At 40.9% G+C, this 21964-nt stretch carries 16 protein-coding genes; 8 read left to right on the forward strand and 8 right to left on the reverse strand.

Translation table 11 applies throughout. The features are described from left to right. Positions 1-64: 64 nt before the first annotated feature. The 3 genes from J3U64_RS04110 to J3U64_RS04120 form a co-directional block, all read right to left on the reverse strand. Positions 65-697 carry a hypothetical protein gene (locus J3U64_RS04110; protein ID WP_267408406.1) on the reverse strand — a complete coding sequence of 211 codons (633 nt, stop codon included), beginning with the start codon at positions 695-697 and terminating at the stop codon, positions 65-67. A gap of 482 nt (positions 698-1179) precedes the next feature. Next, positions 1180-3384, reverse strand: a complete 2205-nt coding sequence (locus J3U64_RS04115) for a heavy metal translocating P-type ATPase (protein WP_267408407.1) — start codon at positions 3382-3384, stop codon at positions 1180-1182. Positions 3385-3423: 39 nt separating this feature from the next. Beyond that, positions 3424-3630, reverse strand: coding sequence for a heavy-metal-associated domain-containing protein (locus tag J3U64_RS04120; RefSeq protein ID WP_100151661.1), 207 nt, complete (start codon positions 3628-3630; stop codon positions 3424-3426). A gap of 110 nt (positions 3631-3740) precedes the next feature. Between J3U64_RS04120 and J3U64_RS04125 the strand changes: the two genes are divergently transcribed. The 3 genes from J3U64_RS04125 to waaA all read left to right on the forward strand — a co-directional run bounded on the left by J3U64_RS04125 (position 3741) and on the right by waaA (position 9165). Beyond that, positions 3741-4139: a MerR family transcriptional regulator gene (locus J3U64_RS04125; protein ID WP_267408408.1), complete on the forward strand. Its 399-nt coding sequence runs from the start codon at positions 3741-3743 to the stop codon at positions 4137-4139. Positions 4140-4271: 132 nt separating this feature from the next. Next, positions 4272-7751, forward strand: coding sequence for a chromosome segregation protein SMC (gene smc, locus J3U64_RS04130; protein WP_267408409.1), 3480 nt, complete (start codon positions 4272-4274; stop codon positions 7749-7751). Between the two features lie 127 nt (positions 7752-7878). Beyond that, positions 7879-9165, forward strand: coding sequence for a lipid IV(A) 3-deoxy-D-manno-octulosonic acid transferase (gene waaA, locus J3U64_RS04135; protein WP_267408410.1), 1287 nt, complete (start codon positions 7879-7881; stop codon positions 9163-9165). Positions 9166-9931: 766 nt separating this feature from the next. On the opposite strand, the gene J3U64_RS04140 is transcribed toward waaA, so the two are convergent. The 5 genes from J3U64_RS04140 to J3U64_RS04175 form a co-directional block, all read right to left on the reverse strand. Further along, the gene (locus J3U64_RS04140) at positions 9932-10384 is read right to left on the reverse strand and encodes a pilin (RefSeq protein WP_323811392.1); all 453 of its coding nucleotides are present in this window, start codon (positions 10382-10384) and stop codon (positions 9932-9934) included. An 836-nt stretch (positions 10385-11220) separates the two neighbouring features. Then, entirely contained in the window at positions 11221-12651 is a 1431-nt protein-coding gene (locus J3U64_RS04150) for a sulfatase-like hydrolase/transferase (protein WP_267408411.1), read from the reverse strand. A gap of 188 nt (positions 12652-12839) precedes the next feature. Beyond that, positions 12840-13289 (reverse strand): pilin, encoded by a 450-nt coding sequence (locus J3U64_RS04155; protein ID WP_100157200.1) that lies wholly within the window; start codon positions 13287-13289, stop codon positions 12840-12842. Between the two features lie 416 nt (positions 13290-13705). Then, positions 13706-14155, reverse strand: coding sequence for a pilin (locus J3U64_RS04165; protein ID WP_100157201.1), 450 nt, complete (start codon positions 14153-14155; stop codon positions 13706-13708). A gap of 249 nt (positions 14156-14404) precedes the next feature. Then, a complete protein-coding gene (locus tag J3U64_RS04175; RefSeq protein ID WP_267408412.1) occupies positions 14405-15208 on the reverse strand; it encodes a hypothetical protein in 804 nt (267 codons plus the stop codon). 353 nt (positions 15209-15561) lie between these two features. Here J3U64_RS04175 and J3U64_RS04180 point away from each other — a divergent pair, with 353 nt between their 5' ends. The 5 genes from J3U64_RS04180 (at position 15562) to J3U64_RS04200 (ending at position 21960) form a co-directional block, all read left to right on the forward strand. Further along, positions 15562-17784 carry a FepA family TonB-dependent siderophore receptor gene (locus J3U64_RS04180; protein WP_267408413.1) on the forward strand — a complete coding sequence of 741 codons (2223 nt, stop codon included), beginning with the start codon at positions 15562-15564 and terminating at the stop codon, positions 17782-17784. Positions 17785-18099: 315 nt separating this feature from the next. Continuing rightward, positions 18100-19044 (forward strand): alpha/beta hydrolase, encoded by a 945-nt coding sequence (locus J3U64_RS04185; protein WP_267408414.1) that lies wholly within the window; start codon positions 18100-18102, stop codon positions 19042-19044. After that, positions 19044-19850: a siderophore-interacting protein gene (locus J3U64_RS04190; protein ID WP_267408415.1), complete on the forward strand. Its 807-nt coding sequence runs from the start codon at positions 19044-19046 to the stop codon at positions 19848-19850. The genes J3U64_RS04185 and J3U64_RS04190 overlap by 1 nt, the downstream gene beginning before the upstream one ends. A 79-nt stretch (positions 19851-19929) precedes the next feature. Beyond that, a complete protein-coding gene (locus J3U64_RS04195; RefSeq protein WP_267408416.1) occupies positions 19930-20895 on the forward strand; it encodes a siderophore ABC transporter substrate-binding protein in 966 nt (321 codons plus the stop codon). 96 nt (positions 20896-20991) lie between these two features. Then, entirely contained in the window at positions 20992-21960 is a 969-nt protein-coding gene (locus J3U64_RS04200) for an ABC transporter permease (RefSeq protein WP_100157206.1), read from the forward strand. Positions 21961-21964 lie beyond the last annotated feature (4 nt).

Below are 21964 nucleotides of genomic sequence, written 5' to 3' on the forward strand. Positions count from 1 at the left end.
TTTTTCGATACCAAGCTTTCTCCATAACATATTCTATGTTTCACCATTTAAAAAAAATTCTGTTTTATCTGAATAATGCCTTTTTGTCTTTTGGATTTTTTAGGAATAAGCATAAAGTATTTTCATACATCTTTAACCAATATTGTTGTACAAGTTGTTTATTTTTCGGATAACTGCCTTTATATTTTTGGTTTGTAATTTGAAGCCAACTATCATAACCAAAATTTTTTAAAATATAATAGTCCGCTATAATACAAGCCTGTTGTTCCATTCCGTAATCTGATAATAGTTTGTTTTCTTCCAACGCATATTCGTAATCTGCCATTAAACTGAATGCTCCCCGCATGGCTACATGCATGCCCATCTGAAATTGCCATATATGCGTCATTTCATGCATAAAAAAGTGCTGATCATCGAACTCTTTAATTGAATAATCCTGTGAATAATATTTTTGCGGCCAGTAGATTTCACCAAATGGTGTGATGGCATATTTACCCTGATACGGCAACAGAGTTCCCTTCCGAACTCGTACTTGTGATAATACTATGGCGTTTTTAAACACAGAGGTTACCATACTCATTTCGCCTGGAGTTAACAGACGAGATTTGGACTTGATATGATTACTGGCTGTTTCGTAAAGAAGATCTATTATTAATCCAGAAGCACCGCAACAACTTTGTGTCAATAAGTTTGCCATCAGATTACCCCTCTATGGTTATGTAACATTCTAAATTCGAAAATCAGTATTTTTCTGATTTATTTTTTATACTATTCTAATTCAATCCAAGATGTTTTTGGCTTGAATTTATCTAGATGAAATTAAATTTAGTGATAAATATCAAATTGAAATTATTCATAAAATGATATGCTTATTTGGTATTAAAAAAGCTATATTATTGTGTGATTAGCAGAATATTGAGTACTTTTGCTGATTCACTTTTCTATCATCTCAGTATTGATTAGTTTAGAAAAAAATTATTTATGCCAAAAATATATAGACAAGATGTTATGTCATAAATAGCAGCGCTACTGGAAAATAGTGCTAATTAGTTATATTTTAAAAAATTTTCACAAAAATCTTAAAGAAATAAGAAAGATTAAGCTGCAAACAGAATTGCGAATGTAAAATATATAGATAGAGTTAAGCGAGAAAATAACTTTATTCGATAAATAAAATATTTATTCCAGCCCGCTTTTTTTCAAGCGTAAAGCATTCAGCAATACCGAGATGGAACTCATGGCCATGGCCGCACCTGCAATCACGGGGCTAAGCAAACCGATGGCGGCTAGCGGAATGCCAAGTATATTGTAGAAAAAGGCAAAAAACAGATTCTGTTTGACGACGCGCACAGTAGCATGAGCTAAAGCCAGCGCATCGGCTACCTGTGTAACAGAGTGGCGCATTAGCGTAGCTGAAGCAGTATTAGTGGCGACATCAGCACCGCCATACATGGCAAAGCTTACATCGGCGGCAGCTAATGCGGGCGCATCGTTTATACCATCGCCTACCATGGCTACTACTTTACCCTGTTGCATAAGTTGGCGAACCGCTTCGGCTTTCGCGCGGGGATTCATTTCTGCATGATAATGATTAATACTCAGCTGCTTAGCAATGTATTCTACGACGCTGTGCTGGTCGCCGCTCATAATATAAATGTCAATATGTTGTTGTTTTAGGCGCTGAATAGCTTGAACGGTATCTTGTTTAAGTGCATCGGCTATAGCAAAGGCACCCTCTACTTTATCGTTGATAGCTACGACTACAATACTGGCTATCCGCCAGATTTCCTGTTGTTTTAATTCTTCTGGGATGTTAAAGCTGCAATAAGTGGGATTGCCCACTTTGATTGAGCCATAATTTTCTACCTGTGCCTGTGTGCCCTGCCCGATATCGCTATGGCTGTTGAAAGCCTTTAAAATGGGCAATTGCTGCTTTTGTGCTGCTTGAATAATAGCCTGTGCCAGTGGATGGGTAGTGAGCTCTTCTACGGCTGCAGCTAGTTGCAGTATTTTTTGTTGGCTGTAGTTACTTTCTGGCGCCTGCCATTGCGCAACTATTTGCGGTTGGCCGCTGGTTAAGGTACCGGTTTTATCCAGTACAACGGTGTCTACCTGACTGGTACGTTCGAGTGCGGCGGCATCTTTAAACCACACACCATAGCGGGCAGAACGCCCCATGCCCACCATCATAGCAGCGGGTGTAGCCAGCCCCAGCGCACATGGGCAAGCAATAACCAATACTGCCACGCCGCGGGTAACAGCTTCGTTAATACCATTTCCCAACCACCAATTTAATAGAAAGGTTAATACAGCTATGGCAACTACAGTAGGAACAAATACCATGGATACTTTGTCTGCCAGCCGTGCAATTGGTGCTTTGCTTCCTTGAGCTTGTGCCAGCGCCTGCATCATGTCGCCCAGCAGGGTCTGGCTGCCTAGGGTCTGTGCCTGATAGGTGATGCTGCCATTGCTGATAAGGGCACCAGCAAGGACTTTGTCTCCGGTTTGTTTTAATAAGGGTTTGGATTCGCCGGTAAGATAGCTTTCGTCGCACCACGCTTCACCACTGTGCACGAGGCCATCGGCAGCAATGCGATTACCGGCATTGGTTTGTAGAATGTCACCCGTTTGTATCTGGCTTAAAGGGACTTCTTGCCAGCCGTGTTCTGTCTGCTTGCGTACCATTTTCGGCGTAAGCTGCAATAACAAGCTCATGCTGTTGAGACTTTGTTTTTTGGTACGTTGTTCAAGATATTTTCCCAGTGAGACAAAGGCTATCACCATTACACTAGCTTCAAAATAGATATATTGGTGGGCATGGCTTTGATGGTTAAAGAGCATAATGCTGGAGTACAACCAGATGGCTAGGGTACCTAAGGACACCAGTACGTCCATATTGGCCACGCCGCCTTGCAAGGATTTGATGGCACTGGTGTAAAATGGCCAAGCAAAGCCAAGCTGGATAATGGTGGCAAGGATAAACTGCCACATTGGCGGCAGCATCCAATGCTTTCCTATTAACATGCCAAGCATGCCGATGATAAAGGGGATGGCAATGAGCCAGATTATGGCCAGCCGCCACGATATACCGGTATGTTTACCAGAATCAGCCTCGGCCAGTGCATTGAGACTGCTTTCACTGGCTGGGGTTGCTTTGAAACCAGTTTTAGCCACCATTTGAACAATATCTTCTGTACTCAGCAGCCTGCTGTCAAAGCGGGTTTGTAATTCATCACTGGCAAAATTAACATCAGCAGTCTGTATACCCTGCTGCCGACGCAGTACTTTTTCTATGCGGTTGGCACAAGCCTGGCAATCCATACCCTCAATGGCAAAACGCGCTGAGGTTGTTTGAGAACTTTTTGTATGCAAGTTTTCTTCCATGGTATTAACCTTTATTTGCCCAACCGCTGAATTTAAAAATTAAACAACATCAAAACCGGCCGCTTCTACCGCAGCTTTTAGGGTATCAATATTGGTAAGGCTTTCATTAAAGCCTACATCGGCAAGACCAGTAGCAAAGTTAACGGCTACGGTTTCTACGCCAGGGCTGCCTTGAAGAGCTGAAGTAACACTTCTGGCACAGCCTTCACAAGTCATTCCGTCAATTTTAAACTGAACCATTTGCATGATTGTCTCCATAAAAAGTGGGTCTATAAAAAGTATTTTAGTAAAGCTTAAACCTTAACCCTGTGGTAAAGTCAAGTTTTATTCCGGTTTACCCATTTTATTAATTTGCTATGAATATCAGTACAGCAGAAAAAATATCCGGCTTATCTAGCAAAACAATACGTGATTACGAAGCCGCTGGCTTAATTCGGCCACAGCGACAAAGTAATGGCTATCGCGATTACAGTGATGCAGATATTGCTACATTGAGTTTTATCCGCCATGCACGTGAAGTGGATTTTTCACTGGCACAGATTGCTGAGCTGCTGGCCTTACGCAATGATCCACTGCGTGCCAGTGCGGATGTGAAATCTTTGGTAGGTGAACATATCCAGCGCTTGAATAAAAAAATATCAGATTTGAATAATATGAAAGATACATTGGAAAGCTGGTATAACCGTTGTAAAGGCAATGATTCACCTAATTGTGCCATTATTGATGGTTTGGATAAGCGTGGCTGTGTGAAGTAGTAAAACTAATACGGTATCGCATTTCTGATTAAAATATTATAAACAGGTATTTGAAGTAACTAAAACTGTCTTTTTATTTAAAACCAGCTAAAATAGCCAATTTTGTGGCTATTTGCCTGCTTTATTGTTGCTATGCGTCTAACCCATATCAAACTTTCCGGCTTTAAATCTTTTGTTGATCCCACTACGATTGCCGTACCAGGAAAACTGGTGGCTGTAATCGGGCCAAATGGTTGTGGAAAAAGCAATGTGATTGATGCCGTACGCTGGGTGCTGGGCGAAGCATCGGCCAGACAGCTGCGCGGTGAAAGCATGCAAGACGTGATTTTTAATGGTGCCAATACCCGCCGCCCCGCCCCGCGCGCCAGCGTGGAACTGGTATTTGACAATAGTGACGGCCAGCTTCAGGGAGCATGGGGACAATATGGTGAAGTGGCAATAAAACGCCAGCTCACAAGGCAAGGTGAATCTACTTATTATATTAATAATCAAGTAGTACGCCGGCGCGATATTACAGATTTATTTTTAGGTACAGGGGTTGGAGCTCGTGGCTATGCGGTGATAGAACAAGGGATGATTTCACGCATAATCGAAGCAAGGCCAGAAGAACTTAGAGCACATATTGAAGAAGCGGCAGGAGTTTCCAAGTACAAAGAACGCCGCCGCGAAACAGAAAACAGACTGGCAGACACACGCGAACACCTGCAACGACTGGCGGATTTACAAAGTGAGCTAGACAGGCAGGTAGAAAAATTACAACGACAGGCAAATACTGCACAACGCTATCAGGAACTAAAAGTACAGATAGCGGGTAAACAGGATTTATTTGATTACAGCCAATGGCAACAGGCACTGGCTCAGGCTGATGATGCTACTGCAATGTATCAACAGCATGACAATGCTCAGGAAACGCTTCAACAGCATCTTGAGACACTTGAAGAAAACCTACAGCAATTGCGCGAACAGGAACAGCAGCAACAGCAACAGGTACGCGAAGCAGAAATGCAACGCGCCGGTCTGCGCGAACAGTGGGCGCGTCTGGAAGAACAGATCCGTCACCGGCGTGACTGGCAACAGCGCATGGCGCGAGAACAAGCACAGGCTCAATCAGAACTGCAACGATTGCATGAAGAAGACCGGCAACAGCAAGAGATGCTCGAATCAGCCAATAGTGAATTGGAAGAACAGCAAATAGTGCGCGAAGAATGGGCTATGCAAGCTGCCGAGCATGAAGCACGTATGCCAGAGCTCGAAGAGCTGGCACATCTGGGTGAACGCACACGCCAGAATCAACAGAATGAGCTGGCGCGGCTGGAGCGTGAACAGGCAATTAAACAACAGCAACACCAGCATGCAAGCAGCAGTATTACGCAGTTACAACAACGTCAGCAGCGGCTGGAAAAAGAGCTGGCGCAGTTAGCCTTACCCTCTGAAGAAGAGATGGAAAAAACGCGGGACAGTGCAGCTGAGCTGGAACAGGCAGTTGCAACACTGGAGGAAAACCTGCTGCAGTTTGAGCAGCAGCGAGACAATGCCCAGCAAGCACTGGCATTGGCTCAACAACAGTATCGCCAGTTGGACAAACAGCAACTTACACTGAATGCTCAGGTGAAAGCGCTTACCGCAATGTTGCCAAAAGCAGAGCACAGCAACACGACAGCGTCAGAACATACTGATATTCCCTTGCTATGGCAGCATATGCAGGTCGAACCACACTGGCAGCATGCAACCAGTGTAGCGCTGGGGCATAAAATTCAGGCTCATTACTGTAAACAGCTACAGCTAGACAATATCCAGACTGAGCACACTTCGGTATGGGTCAATCTAAACACTCCATCCGAAACATCACCCGTTGCCAGCGATGCCTTGTTGCATCATATTGAAGTAGAATCACCCTTTGAAGAAGTATTGAATTTCTGGCTTAGGCAGGTGATATGCGCTGAATCTTTGCAAGCAGCCTTACTACGGCAAAAGGAGTTAGAGGCACATCAACTGATTGTTACTCCAGAAGGCCATTGCATAGATGCTATAAGCATTACCTTATATGCTGAAGATAATGGCTCTAGTTTATTGCAACAGCAGCAGCAATTACGTGAACTGCAACAAGCCCTTGTGGATATCGAACAACCCTGCCAACAGGCACAAGAAGCCATGCAGCTGGCACAGCGAAATCTGGATAATACAGAAGCTCAACTATTACAGTGCAAGCATCAATTGAAACAACAACAACAAAGCTGGCAGGCTGCCTCAGCACAGGCCACAGAATTGATTGCACGTACCAGCCAAGGGCAGCTTCGCCGGCAACATATTCAGCAGGAATGTACCCAAATAATCAATGAATTAACTCAATACGAACATATACAGCAACAGGCACAAGCAGATGCCGATAATCTGACGCTAGCTATAGACCAATTGCGTCCCCAGCTAGAAAGCCATACGACCAACCAGCAGAACCAACAGCAAACCCTCAAACAAAGCCAGCTGGCACTACTAGAGGCACGAAGGCAACAAGGGCTGGTTGAAATGGCCATTGTGCGCTTACAGCAGCGAATTCAGAGTGCGTCGCAGGAACGCCAACGGATTGCACGTGAGACCGAACGTTGGCAAGAGCGCCAAAGCGAGCTGGCTCTTGGTATTGTTGACGAAGAAGTAGAAGACGAACAAACTTTGCAAACTGAAGAATTGAATGCACAGATTAATGTAGCCAATGAACGTTGTGCCGATGCACAGCAAAAGTTGCAAGAGCTTCAGCAACTGTTACAACAGGCACAGCAACAACAACACACACTAAACAGCCGCTTACCTCAACTACAGGCGGACACACAAAAAGCCCTACTCCAGCAGCAGGAAGCCTTACTAAATGCCAAACGTTTTTACGAAACACTTCAACAGAATAAAGCCGATATAGATACATTGGCAGAACAATTTGCCCATACCCAAACAGAATCTAAGGAACTAAGCGAGCAAATCGCTACTCTTGCACAGAAAATCAATGCTTTGGGCGCTGTAAATTTGGCTGCATTACAGGAATTGGAAGAAGCCCATGAACGAGCTCAGTACTATCAGCAGCAAACTGCTGATGTTCAGGCTGCCATAGCATTACTGGAAGAAGCCATCAGTACCATTGATGAAGAAACAAAATCCCGTTTTAAAACCACATTTGATGCAGTCAATCAGAAAGTACAAAGCTACTTCCCAACCTTGTTTGGAGGGGGCGAAGCACATTTGGATATGGTTGGCGATGACTTACTCAGCGCGGGCGTATCCATTATGGCTCGACCGCCTGGCAAGAAAAACAGCACTATTCATCTGCTTTCTGGTGGCGAAAAAGCTTTAACGGCTATGAGCCTTGTATTTGCTTTGTTCAGCCTTAATCCGGCACCATTCTGTTTACTGGATGAAGTAGATGCGCCATTGGACGATGCCAATACAAGCCGTTTCTGTCAGCTGGTACAACAAATGTCCGCACAAACTCAGTTTGTTTATATTTCCCATAATCGGCTAACCATGGAAATGGCCGAGCAACTGGTAGGCGTTACCATGCAGGAAAAAGGGGTCTCACGGATCGTGGAAGTTAACATCCGGCAGGCTTTGGATATGGCTGAAGCCTAAGCCAAAGAACAAATATCGATATCAGTACCTTCATTCCTGTAAACAACTGCTTATAAACGGGGTTAAACCCGTGTGTTTTTTATTATATTATGAAGGCCTTGAAACAGGCTTTTTACATTGAGTTCATATGCTATTGAATCTTTTATATCAATTTTTATGGTTGCTCGCCCCTCCTTTTTTACGCCGTTATTTGCGTCGACGTGCCAGACTGGCACCGGCTTATGCCCTAAACTGGGCTGAACGTTTTGGAAAACCTTATCCGAATGCGGTAAAAAAAGCTATCTGGATTCATGTAGTATCAGTAGGAGAAACACGTGCCTCAATACAGTTTATTCAAGCGTTGCAAAAGCGGTTTCCAAATATACCTCTTTTAATCACTCAGACTACCCCTACCGGCCGTACTACTGTGCAGCATTTTTTTCCGCAGGCACAGTGCCGTTACCTTCCCTATGATAAAAAATCGTGGGTAAAGCAGTTTATCCAAGACCATCAACCTTTATTTGGTGTGTTGATGGAAACAGAAATATGGCCGAATTTAATTAATATCTGTGCTAAAAATCGCATTCCTCTGTTTATGGCTAATGCACGCTTATCAGAAAAATCATTGCAAGGCTATCTGAAAGTGCACTCGCTGGTTGCTCCTGCTCTCAGCACCTTGACAGGCTGTTTTGCTCAGACAAATGCAGATGCCGAACGCTTAAAAAAAATTGGTGCAGCACATCTGGAAATATGTGGTAACACCAAATATGATATTTCTCCAACCGAAGACATGTATGCTCTAGCACAGACATTCAAACAACGTATCGGCAACCGGCCTGTAGTGGTTTGTGCCAGTACCCGCTTTTATCATGGCAGCGACGAAGTACAATTATTACTCGACGCTTGGGCAAAGCAGAATACCGGCCATACATTACTGATCATCGTACCGCGCCATACAGAACGTTTTCAACCAGCTTTTGATTACGCAGAAAAACTTAATTTTATTACACAGAAACGTAGCGATAATCTGAATATTGCCCCAGAAACTCAGGTTTGGATTGGCGACAGTATAGGTGAGTTGTTTGCTTATTATATATGCGCCGATATCGCTTTTGTAGGAGGTAGTCTCGTTGACAGCGGCTGCCACAACATTATCGAACCCATCGCCTGCAACCTACCCACTTTATTTGGCCCATCTACGTATAATTTCGCTGATGCTGCACCAAAAGCGGTTGCTATCGGAGCAGCGCAACAAATCAGATCTGCAGAAGACTGGGCAACTACCTCATTAGCCTTACTTGCCAATCCACAGCAACGTGAATACATGTCGGAAAATGCAGAAGCTTTTATTACACAACATCGCGGTGCCAGCGAAAGAATGGCACAGGCCATTTTGGACAATCTTGCGCTTACAGCCAAGAACTCTCAGCACTAAGACAAATATTGTATTTAAAGAGCTGCAAATTATAAACAATATATCAAATAAACCCTATAGCATATTATTTATTGAACAAATAAAGTACATTCACACTAATTTTATATTTGGAATTATTAACAAGACTGATTCAGATTAAATACACTTTTATTTCAATTCTATGTCTTAGTTTTATATTAATAAAATGAGCCAAACATATTTTTGTTTGCTTAGTGGGAACTTATGTATTTCAATTTCATATATCTGAATAAACGGTAGAGAGTCAAGCTCAAAACTTTCTTTGTATTCATCAAATATAATTAAATAAATATGATATAAGCATTCATAAATATACTTATTCTGACCTTATCAGCGAAGATTTGAAAAACAATTTTGAAATCCAGTTCTGGCATACTTTTGTCTGCCGTCAAATAATGGCTAAAAGCAATCGTAAGTATTTATTGCCAGCATGCATATCGGGTTAAAAATATGGATAATGAGTGTACAATTTCAGCTACTAGATATTTAATTTACTCTGTGCTGCCTTATTTTCAGCATGATACATCGCAATAATATAACTTATGATTTAATCAATAGACTAATAGAATTGACAACCAGAAAAAACTTCTATTAAATATATAAAATTGTTATAAATACAGATAAAAAAATTTATAACAATTTAAAAGATAAGGTAGTTTCATTAAAAATTTAATATTATTTGCATTATTCGCTTTTTGTTCATATAAAAAAGCCACTCAAAGTGGCTTTGTATTAAATTCAATAAGGATTACAGGTAAGCTTTAGGAATGTATTTATCATTCATAGTAGTGCCGGTAGCACTCTTTTTCAAAGAGCCATTTTTCAAAACTGACAATACCAATATTTTACCTGAAATAGCTGAAGATACGCCGGTTTGATTGACAGTATACTTAATTGTACAACCTGTATCACCCATGGCTGAAGTAGCTGAAGTCATGGTGACGGTACCACCGATTTCTGCTGTGCCATATTTACCTTTTTGCTGATCTACAGCAGCATTAGCACCAGTTGTACATACACTGTTTTGCATGTTATCTACTACCTGTGATTTCAAACCAGCAGCAAGGCTAGAAGCTTCAGATGCCTGAGAACGAGCAATATAGTCAGAATACGCAGGTACAGCGATAGCAGCCAGAATACCGATAATTGCAATTACAATCATCAATTCTATTAATGTAAAACCTTTTTGAAATGCTTTCATTTTAGTCTCCACGTCAATATGGTTAATAAACTAGTTGAACATAAAATCATTAGCAATTTATATGCCTAATTTTAGAATTATACTATTTTTATATATTAATTTCATTATTTAACATTTCTATAATCATAGAATTCAAACCAGTAACATAACAAATATTTAGACTTAAGATTAAGCTTAAGAAATTTATTTATAATTCTCGATTATCAAACTGTTTTGTAAAACAATCTATTTTGTAATAGACAAGCACTACCATTTGATGCGTTTAATTATTGCGTGAGTATTGCTTATATAGCTAACACAAAGGTATACAGCGACTGCCACAATATTACTAAAACAATCGTCTGCAACTTTCTCACCATGTTTGGTTCGACTAATCGAGATGTCGATGTTGCAAGCCCAAAAAATACGCTATTGGAGTGTAACAACAAATTCGCCGCTCGAAAAACAACACCTTTACCTCATATGCCTTATTTACCCATCCTCAGCAAGAGACCAATACATTTCAAAAATGCAAAAGCTTTTATTGCACATTATCGGGGCGCTAAACCAAGCTTGGCACAGGTCATTTTTGCAATTTTGGTCTTGCAACAAATCATTCACTGTATTGTGATGGATCTGTAGTTTAAGAAGCTGCAAAATTACAACCAATTAATTAAATGTGCTCTAAAGCATTTTTTATCAAGTTATTTAGATACATTCATACTGATTTTATTTTTAAAAAATCAAAAACCATATTGACACACATAAAAATTTCTCTTCAATTTAACCATATAATACTATTGTATATTATAAAAATACCAAATCTACTTAGTAAGTTAGGCATGACAATAAGCCTGTTAATTAACTCGCATGTGAATAAATGGCACAGAATCAGGCTTAAAACTGTCTTTAAATTCATCGAACACAATGGGCGGGCTATGGTCACCAACAACTACAATATCAGTATGCTTAAAACCACCTCTTTTTATTTCATCAGCAAGTACCTGAAAAAACTGATGTTGAAGATTCAAATTCCGGCATGCTTCTTGTCTTCCATTAAATAATGGCTGATGGCAATCATAAGTATTCGCTCCCAACATATCCAGCTCAGAATAAGGATGATGGGTGTTCAGTGTTAGCCAGTATATAAATGATTTACCCTGTGCAGATTTATTGGCAGCTGATACATCATGCACAATATTGTAGTCACAAGCTCCAGGAAATGAATGACATTGCTTAATATTACTGAATTGAGGAAAAAAATGCGCATCTTGCAAATCCATATGCGGATACCAATCTTTTCTGTCATACATCTTGGCATAAGAACCATGGAAAGCTTGGACTGTGTACCCTTGTTTTTGTAATCTTACCGGAACACATTTTTTGAACTTATCAAACGGACCTAGTTTAAAATTGGAACTTTTAGCTTTCAAATCACATAACTCTCGAAGCTCCCCCATTATGGTACTGTGGAGTGCTGGATTTTCACCCTGAGCAATTAGCTGTACATTGGGTAAATTCAGCAAAGGTGCTTTTACCGATGAATTAATAGCGCCATGTTCAGGTACAAAAGTCCCCCATGACTCATTTAAAATAAATAGTATTTTTTTAGGAGGATGCTGTATATTGATCTGCTTTTGTAACACCCCACCATGCGGCCAATCATAAAATTCAGGTTTAAGCGTTCCACGCCAGAAAAACTGTGTATTAAATTTAAGATTTTGAATCGTTTCGTAATAACTTCCCCACCAACCTACAGTCTGATAACGATCTGATAAATTAGCACCGCGATAATCGTAAAAAAATATGGCAAAAAGCAAATACAATACAGATAAAGGTACAATTATTTGCGTAGAAGCCAAACGAACCAAATATTTTAGGATTAAAAATAAGCTTAAAATGAGATTGCCTAAAATAATTCCTAAAAATAGCCAATATAATTTTGGTGCCTGTGGAATGAAGTAAAGTAAATCAACGAATTCAGACAAATTATCATAGTGATAAAATTGTTTAATCCAGTACAGAATATCAAAAATATAAATACAAATATATATTATAGTAAATAAGACCAACGACCACTTTTTACGCAAGCATAACAACGGTATTATCCATACGTATTCGAGTACAATATCATAACGTTGTGAATAAGTAATTAAGTGTGCAAGCCAGAAAAAAACATTATTTATGATCAAGTAAAATATAAGAAAACACCACAACCGTAGCGAAAAATAACGCTTAACCAAGAAAAAAATTTTGGAAAAAACGGGAAAATGTACAGCCAATTTCATATTTAGATCACATTGTATTAATTTATATAATATTTATAAGGAATTACTAATACATATTAATAATCTTTATAAAAAAATTTGCCCATAAATGAAGGCAAATTTAATATTTAGCAGAAAGAGTAATCATTTATTATTTAGAAATATAGAAAAGCCACCATCGGTGGCTTTATGTTGTATCTTAACAAAAATTATAAATAAGCTTTAGGTATATATTTTTCATCCATATCTGTACCGGCTGCTGATTTCTTTAATGAACCATTTTTCAACACAGACAATTCTAATTTTTTACCTTTAATAGCAGCAGAAACACCGGTACTATTTACAGTATACAGAATTGTACAACCTGTATCACCCATGGCTGAAGTAGCAGAGGTCATTGTTACGGATCCTGCAATTTTTGCAGTACCGTATTTACCTTTTTGCTCATCTATAGCTTGATTATTTGAATCACAAGTATTGTTTTGCATGTTATCTACTATCTGTGTTTTCAAACCGGCAGCCAGACTAGAAGCTTCAGATGCTTGAGAGCGAGCGATGTAGTCAGAATAAGCAGGTACAGCGATGGCTGCCAAAATACCAATAATCGCAATAACAATCATCAATTCGATTAATGTAAAACCTTTTTGGAATGCTTTCATTTGAGTCTCCAGTTAAAACAGTGAATAACCTAATTACACATTAAAAGGATATAGCAAATATCATGCCATAAACTATTATTTAACATTTTTTATCTTATATTAAGTAAAGATAATTATATGTAGATTAACTAAATATCCAAAATGTTTCACATTATTTGTCTCAAAACACAAACTACTGAATATAAAAATTTTTAGATATCAAAACATTTTAATTCACTAAAAGAATATATTTTCAAATACTACGAAATGGATAAAGCAATTCCAATTAAAAATTGTTAAATTGTAATTGCATTGACAATATAAACAGAGCTTATTTTTCCGTCTTTCAATAAGTATTTTATTGGCTAAAATATTAATTTCTTACAAGCTATCAATAATTTGATGCTATCCTAACAATTTATATTTTCAATTAATAATTAACTCAAAGATTTGGGCAGATACTTTTTATCAATTGTACCGTTATTAAATTTCAGAGTACCGTTGGCAAGTACATCGACTACCATATAACGGTTAATTAATACTGAGGAAGCTTTTTGTGAATATACAGTGTATTTAATTTGGCATCCTGTTTGAGCGCTTACTGAATTTTGAACATTACTCAATGGAAATTCAGTACTAATTTCTGCAATACCATATCTACCTGTATAACGATATTCAGATTGATTCTGAGCTCTACAGCGTTGGTGCTGCATATTATCTAAAACCTGAGCTTTTAAATTTCCAGCTAAATTAACACCTTCGGCTAATTGAGCACGAGCGCTATAGTCTGCATATAAAGGCACCGCAATAGCTGCCAAAATACCAATTACAGCGATCGCAATCATTATTTCAATTAGTGTAAAGCCTTTAGCTTGTAATTTATTCATAATATATTTGATTAGATGAATGAATTTTTCTAAATATTCATAATATTGAAAATATTTATTAAATGATATTATATTTTATAATAACTTTCATAAACTATTTATATTTAAACTTGTCTGTAATTTAGCTATTGATATTTTTAGTCATTGATTACCTTATAATTGATTTAATTTTATATCTTGGTAAATCATAAACTTATACGGCAAAAAATATAAGTTATGTTTTATTTTAAGCTAATCACACTGAAATTTTTACAGATAAAATTTTTTCATATACGCCCATACGGCTTCCAGCATGGCCAGCTGATCTGTTGTGTGCCCCATTTCTGCTTCAGCATTGATGTAATCAATCTGTCTCTGCGCGGCCCAGACTGATAATGAACCATCATCGCGCACTGTCTGATTATTCTGTAAAACCACATTGAAATTATGATTGGCAAAAAAATTAAAGGCTTGTGCACTTGTTACATAAAAAAAATCGTGCGGGTTTTTGTTCGGGCTAATGGCTATCTGACTCACGTCTTGAGCCATGGAGTTACCCGGCATATAGTTTCTTACGGACAGTCCGGCTGTGTGTGTGTTATGCACTGCAATAATCAGTTTTTTCTGGCTTAAATACTGTTGCAGGAAATTTTCAGCCGCCGCACTCAGCTGCTGCAAGATTAGTGCGCAGTTGCCTTTACTACATTTTAGTGCTGTTTTTCGTCCGTTTGCAGTAAAAATTCTATTTGGGTCAAAGTGAAAGCTGAACTGCTGATTATGGATGATGATTTCGCGGCTGCCGCCATGGCGCAAATCCAATAAACATCCTTGCTGCATTTGATTTAAGATAATCAATGCAGTGCGTCGAGCAGTTTCTTCATTATCATGAACGTGTATCCATGCGATATCCGGCCAAGGCGTACCTGTACAAGTTTCGTAGGCAGGTATAGCAATAACTGTATTAGCAGGAGGAGAATTGTCTATAGCTGCAGTTTCCGCGTGTAGGGGTAGCGCTATGGATAAGGTGATCCATAGAGCAGCGTATTGATAAAAATGGATAATTTTTTTCTTCATTTTGTTTACCATATGATTTTATTACATTTTATTTTTCGTATTAGCTGTTTATAGACTTCTATTTTTATTCTTTAAAAAGATGTGTACTAGCCTTATTAAAATTAAGTAGTGCATAGTTTGCTTTTAGAAATTTACTAAGTAATTTGATGTTAACTTCGAATCAGCTTACATTTTGAGTTTAAGGTGTCAATTTTTGTCACTTTCAACAGTTTTATGTAACTAAAAGCAATTATTATTATATATAGGTATGAATTTGTAGTTTTTAGTTAGTTAAAGATAGTTTTAATTGAAAGTAATAACAAGATTAATTATCATTCACACCTTTAACAAATTATAAACTCTTTCTGTATTGTATGTCTCAGTCTCCTTTCCCTTCTTTCAAACTGGCTTTATTACCTTTACTCTTTTCCGGCGGTATGGTGTATGCACAGGATGGCGCCAAACTTGATGATATTTATGTCACAGCCGAACAGCAAGTTAAACAATCACTTGGTGTATCAAAAATTGATAGTCTAGATATTGAACGCAGACCACCAGTGAATGACATTTCTGAGCTAGTACGGACAATGCCGGGGGTTAATCTTACTGGCAATACAGCATCTGGCCAGCATGGTAATAAACGGCAAATTGATATTCGTGGAATGGGGCCGGAAAACACTCTGATTATGATTGATGGCCGCCCAGTAACCTCACGCAACAGTGCACGCATGAGCTGGCGCGGTGAGCGCGACACCATCGGCGACAGTGACTGGGTGCCGACAGCTGAAATACAGTCTATAGAGGTAATCCGTGGTCCGGCTGCGGCCCGTTATGGCTCGGGTGCTGCCGGTGGGGTGGTGAATATTGTGACAAAAAAAGTCAGTAATGAATACCACGGTGCTATTAATGCATTTATGAATCTGCCTGCCGATAAAGAAGAAGGCGATACCCATCGGATAGGTTTTGATTTAACTGGACCTATTATTAAGGATGTGCTGGGGTTTCGCCTTTATGGCAATTTAAACAGTACTGATGCTGATTCTCCCTATATCAATCAACGTTCGGGAGACAAAGGCAGCAAATCTTTGGTAGCCGGTCAAGAGGGTCTACTGAATAAGGATGTGGGCGGCCGGCTGGCATGGCGCCTTTCTCCGGCACAAACTCTAACGCTCGATGCCACGTATAGTAGGCAGGGTAACCGCTACAATGGCGATGGGCCAAATAATGTACAAACCGATTATACGCAAAGTTTATATGGTAAGGAAACGCGCCGTGTATATCGGCAAAGTTTTGCTCTCACCCATGAAGGCGCATGGGATTGGGGTGATAGCAAGCTGGTGGCGCAATATGATAAAACTACTAATAGCCATTGTTCTGAGGCGCTTGCGGGTGGACCGGAAGGTTTGTGTCAAGATTTAGGAACGAAAGATATCACCTATGCTGACAGTGTCCTGACTACCAAGCGGCTGGCTGGTGAAGTTCACATTCCTTTTACTCTGTGGGTACCGCATGTTTTAACTATGGGTGCAGAATATCAGCACGATAAGCTGAATGATCCTGACGGTCTGCGCCGCATTCCTATGCCCAATGCTGTGTACCCAGCTGCGGCTAATCACACGCCATCGCTTAGTAGCTGGGCCGGCTACGTGGAAGACAATATCAGTCTGACCGAACAGTTGAAAGTGGTACCTATGCTGCGCTATGACCATAATAATAAAACTGGCGGTAATGTTAGCCCCGGAATCAATATGTCGTGGCAGTTGCATCCAAACTGGCTGTTCAAAGGTGGTATCGCACGAGCGTACAAAGTACCTAATCTGTATCAAAGTACAGACAGCTATATGCTGTACAGTAAAGGTAACGGATGTGCTGTTTCTTCAGGCAGTGGCCGCGGTTGCTACTTGATTGGTAATAGTAGGCTAAAACCGGAAACCAGTGTAAATAAGGAAATTGGCTTTGAATTTAGCAAAAATGGCTATCTGGCTTCGCTGGCTTATTTTCGTAATGATTATAAAAATAAGATTGAAGCCGGACGGCAAATCATTTTCACCGGAAGTACCGGAATCAGTGCCCGCCCCGGTGGCTATGATTATTTTGAATGGACCAATACACGTAAAGCGCTGGTAGAGGGACTGGAAGGCAACTTTACTTTGCCGTTTTCCAAACAGTGGAAATGGGTAAATAATTTTACTTATATGTTTAATTCCAAAAACAAGGAAACCGGTAATCCGTTATCTATTATTCCCAAATATACAATTAATTCCTCTCTGGCTTGGGCACCTACGGAAAAATGGGATACGTTGCTGACTTATACCTATTACGGCCGACAGAAACCACGTACCGTGCCGGTCAATCCGGTAGAAGCAGGGATTGGCAATGGTGGACAAGGTACAGTTGGCCTGAGTGGCGAAGAAATGGGCAGCTATGGTATCTGGGGAATTTCAGCCGGATATGCGGTGAATAAAAACATCAATGTTCGCGCAGGGATGTCAAATATATTCAATAAGCGCATCTATGCTTCTACTTTACGCGGTACGGCCTACACTTATAACGAACGGGGACGTGCAGTGTGGGGCAATATGAAAGTTTCTTTCTGATTATGCTGAAGCATCAGGTTGTCAATGTGGCAGCCTGATAAAAAATATTTGGTTTTCACGTGACTTCGATGTTCAAATAAGTTATATTTATAAATAGTAATGATTATTATTTAGAAATAATCAAGAATAGTCCCATCAGCAAAGGTAAACATAATTTATTGATTATCTGAAAGATTTAACCAAAATCCTGATCTGGTGTGTTAATTAAGTACTCTTTCATCTTTTTTTGCAATGCAGCAACCTAATCTTACTTCGCTACCGTCTTGTTGTCTCCATATGTTGAGTAAAGCCAATCAACTGACGGAAAGATTAAATATGCGCCAGATTATCATTTTTTTATTAATGTTTTTTACGGCCTTAATCTTGCACAATACAGCTAAAGCCCAGCCTAATCTGAATGAAAGTGCTGATTTTGCTGTGCTGCAACAGCAAAATAGTGGTTATCATTTTACAACCCTGCCGCTTACATCTACAGACGGACAGCGCCAGTACCGCATTTACATCGGAATTCCTGCACAACAGCCTCCTGCCGGGGGTTACCCTGTTTTCTACGCGCTGGACGGAAATGCCGTACTGACTTTTCTAACTCCTGAAAACATGCAGATACTGGCACGGCAGCCTCAGCCTCCAGTATTGGTACTGCTAGGTTATGCAACTGATAAACGTTTTGATGTGCGGGCACGCGCCTACGACTACACCATTGCGCCGGAAGACAACAATACCGACCCACTCGATGCCAGCAGAATCAACGGCGGTGCCGATATATTTCTGGATATGATACAGAATGAGGTTATGCCGGCTGTACAGATGAGAGTGGCAGTCAATCTGGATAATCAAACGCTGTGGGGCCATTCTTATGGCGGGCTGCTGGTACTGCATACTATATTTACTCAGCCTAATCTGTTTCAACACTATATTGCAGCAGACCCGTCTGTGTGGCTGCATGGCGATTTACTTCAGCAGGAAGCAGCGGAAATGCTGAAGCGTAAGGTTGATTTTTCTGGCAGCAGCCTTTTAATACTCAATAGTAAGCTCAGGCCCAAAAAAATTCCTAAAAATCCGCATGTAGCCGCCCGAATTCGGATGCGTAACGAACAAACCGCCAGACAAGGTAATTTGGGCAGAAAGCTGGCGGATGAATTGAAGCAACATACTGATTTAAGCGTTAAATACAAAGTTTATCCGCAAGAAAACCATGGCAGCATGTTTGGCAAAAGCCTGCAACTAACTCTTTTTCACCCCTCAATCAGGCCACAATAATGAATAAACGGTCACCTCATCAAGCTTATCTGGTTCGGGTACAAGATATTATCGATCTAAGTCCCAATCTGCGCCGGCTGGTTTTGCACAGTGACGAATTGATTGATTATCCGCATCAGTTTAACGGTTCCCATATCAAGATTTTTCTGGCGTCCGCAGAGCAGACTACGCCGCAACTACCGCAATTTTCCGGCCATGGTTTTAAATGGGGCGATCCAGACAATAAGCCGATTGTACGCACTTATACCATCCGAGATTATGATGCTCAGGCATGCACGGTGAGTATTGATTTTGTGAAACATGGTGACAATGGTCCGGCTTCGGCATTTGCAGAACACGCTCGTGCGGGAGACATCATCGGGATTTCATCACCGGGAGGCCCGAATCCGATGCTGAAAGCGGCTACCCGTTATTTATTTGTTGGCGATATTACGGCTGTACCAGCGATTGCATCGTTGCTGTCTGATATTGAGCAGGAGGCCTGTGGTGATGTAGTTTTACTGTTGCCAGATGCCAGTGATTTACCAACCACTCTAAACCTGCCCACCAATATGCAGTTGCATACGTTTTATGGCAGTTTAAGTCAGATTCCGGCACTGATAGAAAAAGTGTCCGGTTTTCCACCCCTGTGTGCAGATGATTTTGCCTGGGTTGCTGGTGAAGCTGAAATGGTCAGACCGCTGCGTGATTTATTGCGTAACCAATGGCAATTACCACCACAACGCCATTATGCAGTCCCATACTGGCGCCATGGCGAAACAGAAGAAAGTTATCACGAAGCACGGCACCGATTTATTGAAAAATAGGCGTTTACACCGAAATATGACCTGCCTCTGATTCAGGCAGTATAATTAATGCAAACAATAATGATAGGAAATTCAGACAATGTTTAAATCCTGCTGGAAACCACTCGCTTTATCTATACTGGCATTATCGCTTCTCTCCGCATGCGGCGAAAAAAACACTCAGAACAGTTCTGCCAGTAATACAACTGCTTCAGGAGCTGCTGTTAGTGGCCCCACTGTCTCTGTAAACACTGCACGCGGTGAAATGAAAGTACCAGAAAATCCTTCCAAAGTTGTGGTATTTGACATGGCCACCCTGGATGATTTGCAGGCTTTGAAAGTACCGGTAACCGGTGCGCCGAAAAAAGTATTGGTACCTTACTTGCAGCAAACATTGGAAACCGTAAACAACACCGGTACCTTGTTTGAGCCCGATATGGAAGCACTCAATGCGCTGAAACCTCAGCTGATTATCATTGCCGGACGTACGGCACCTAAATATGATGAATTAGCGGCTCTAGCGCCAACCATGGATATGACAGACAGCGGACAGGATCTGATTGGTGATGGCATGAAAATGCTTGATACCTACGGTAAACTGTTTAAAAAAGAAGCTGAAGCCAAGAAACTGCATGATGACATTCAGAATCTGCTAGCTGAAACGCAGCAGGCGGCCAAAGGAAAGGGTACTGGCCTGATTCTGATGGTGAATGCCGGTAAACTTTCTGCTTTCGGTCCTTCTTCACGCTTTGGCTGGATACACACACAAGTCGGAGTACCTGCTGCCGATACCAATATTCCGGCCTCCCCGCACGGCCAGTCTGTTTCGTTTGAATATGTACAGAAAACCAATCCGGACTGGATATTTGTGATTGACCGCACCGCAGCCATAGGTGAGGAAGGCAAAACCGCACAGGCTGTACTCAACAATGATCTGGTACGACAGTCCAAAGCGTGGAAAGAAAATCATATTGTCTACTTAAGCAGTGCCTCTTATCTTGCCGCCGGTGGTGTGCAGCAGATGAAAACCGACTTAACCAATATCAAGGCTGCTTTCACACACTAAAACTAAGTATTATTCGTTCACAGCCTTCAGGTTTCGCTTTGCCGCATTTAATAGCGGCAATAGCGAAAACCTGTTGTCTGTATCTTTGTTTGCCCTATGTTTCGTTCTTCCCAGATAAACGCTATCAATATACTGTTGCTGCCACTATTACTGATTATCAGCATCAGTATCGGTGCAGCCGCTTTTCACTGGAGTGATGTATTTAGTAGCAGCGATACCCGCTCTCTGCTGCTATACAGCCGCCTGCCTCGCTCGCTGGCGATTATCCTTACCGGTGCTACACTGGCTGTAGCCGGCATGGTGCTACAAATCGTTTTACGCAACCGTTTTCTTGAACCAAATATGGTTGGTGCCACCCAGAGTGCAGCACTGGGAATCTTATTGGTATCCATTTGGTTTCCTCAGGCCACTCAGCTGGCGAAAATGAGCTGTGCGAGCATCGTTGCCCTGTTGGGCATGACTTTGTTTTTATTTTTGTTTCGCAGATTACCGCCACATCGGCAGATGATGATACCGTTAATCGGCATCATCTACGGCAGTATTATCGAAGCGCTGGTTAACTTTATCGGTGTGGAAACCAATACTTTGCAATTATTGGCTGTGTGGTTTGCCGGTGATTTTTCGGCGGTATTGGCTGGACGCTATGAGCTGCTGTGGCTTACTGGTCTGATGGCATTGGTTATCTATTTTCTAGCTGACCGGCTCACCATCGCCGGATTGGGGCAGAATATCAGCACCAGTCTGGGCATAAACTATGCACAGATGATGTGGATTTCTCTAATCACAGTGGCCATGATTACAGCCATCGTTGTTGTTACAGTTGGCCAGATTCCGTTTATCGGGCTAGTAGTACCAAATATTGTTTCCCGTCTGGCAGGAGACCGCTTACGGCAGAATCTGCCGTCAGTAGCACTAATGGGCGCCAATGCACTTCTGGTATGCGACATTATCGGCCGCATCATTGATCCGCCATATGAAATACCGGTATCACTTATCTTTGGTATCGTAGGTACCGTGATTTTTCTGTATCTGCTGTTTAGAAAGCCTACCGTACATGCAACCTGACCAT

The sequence above is a fragment of the Snodgrassella sp. B3800 genome (genome assembly GCF_026535865.1).
GTDB classification, from domain to species: domain Bacteria; phylum Pseudomonadota; class Gammaproteobacteria; order Burkholderiales; family Neisseriaceae; genus Snodgrassella; species Snodgrassella alvi_E.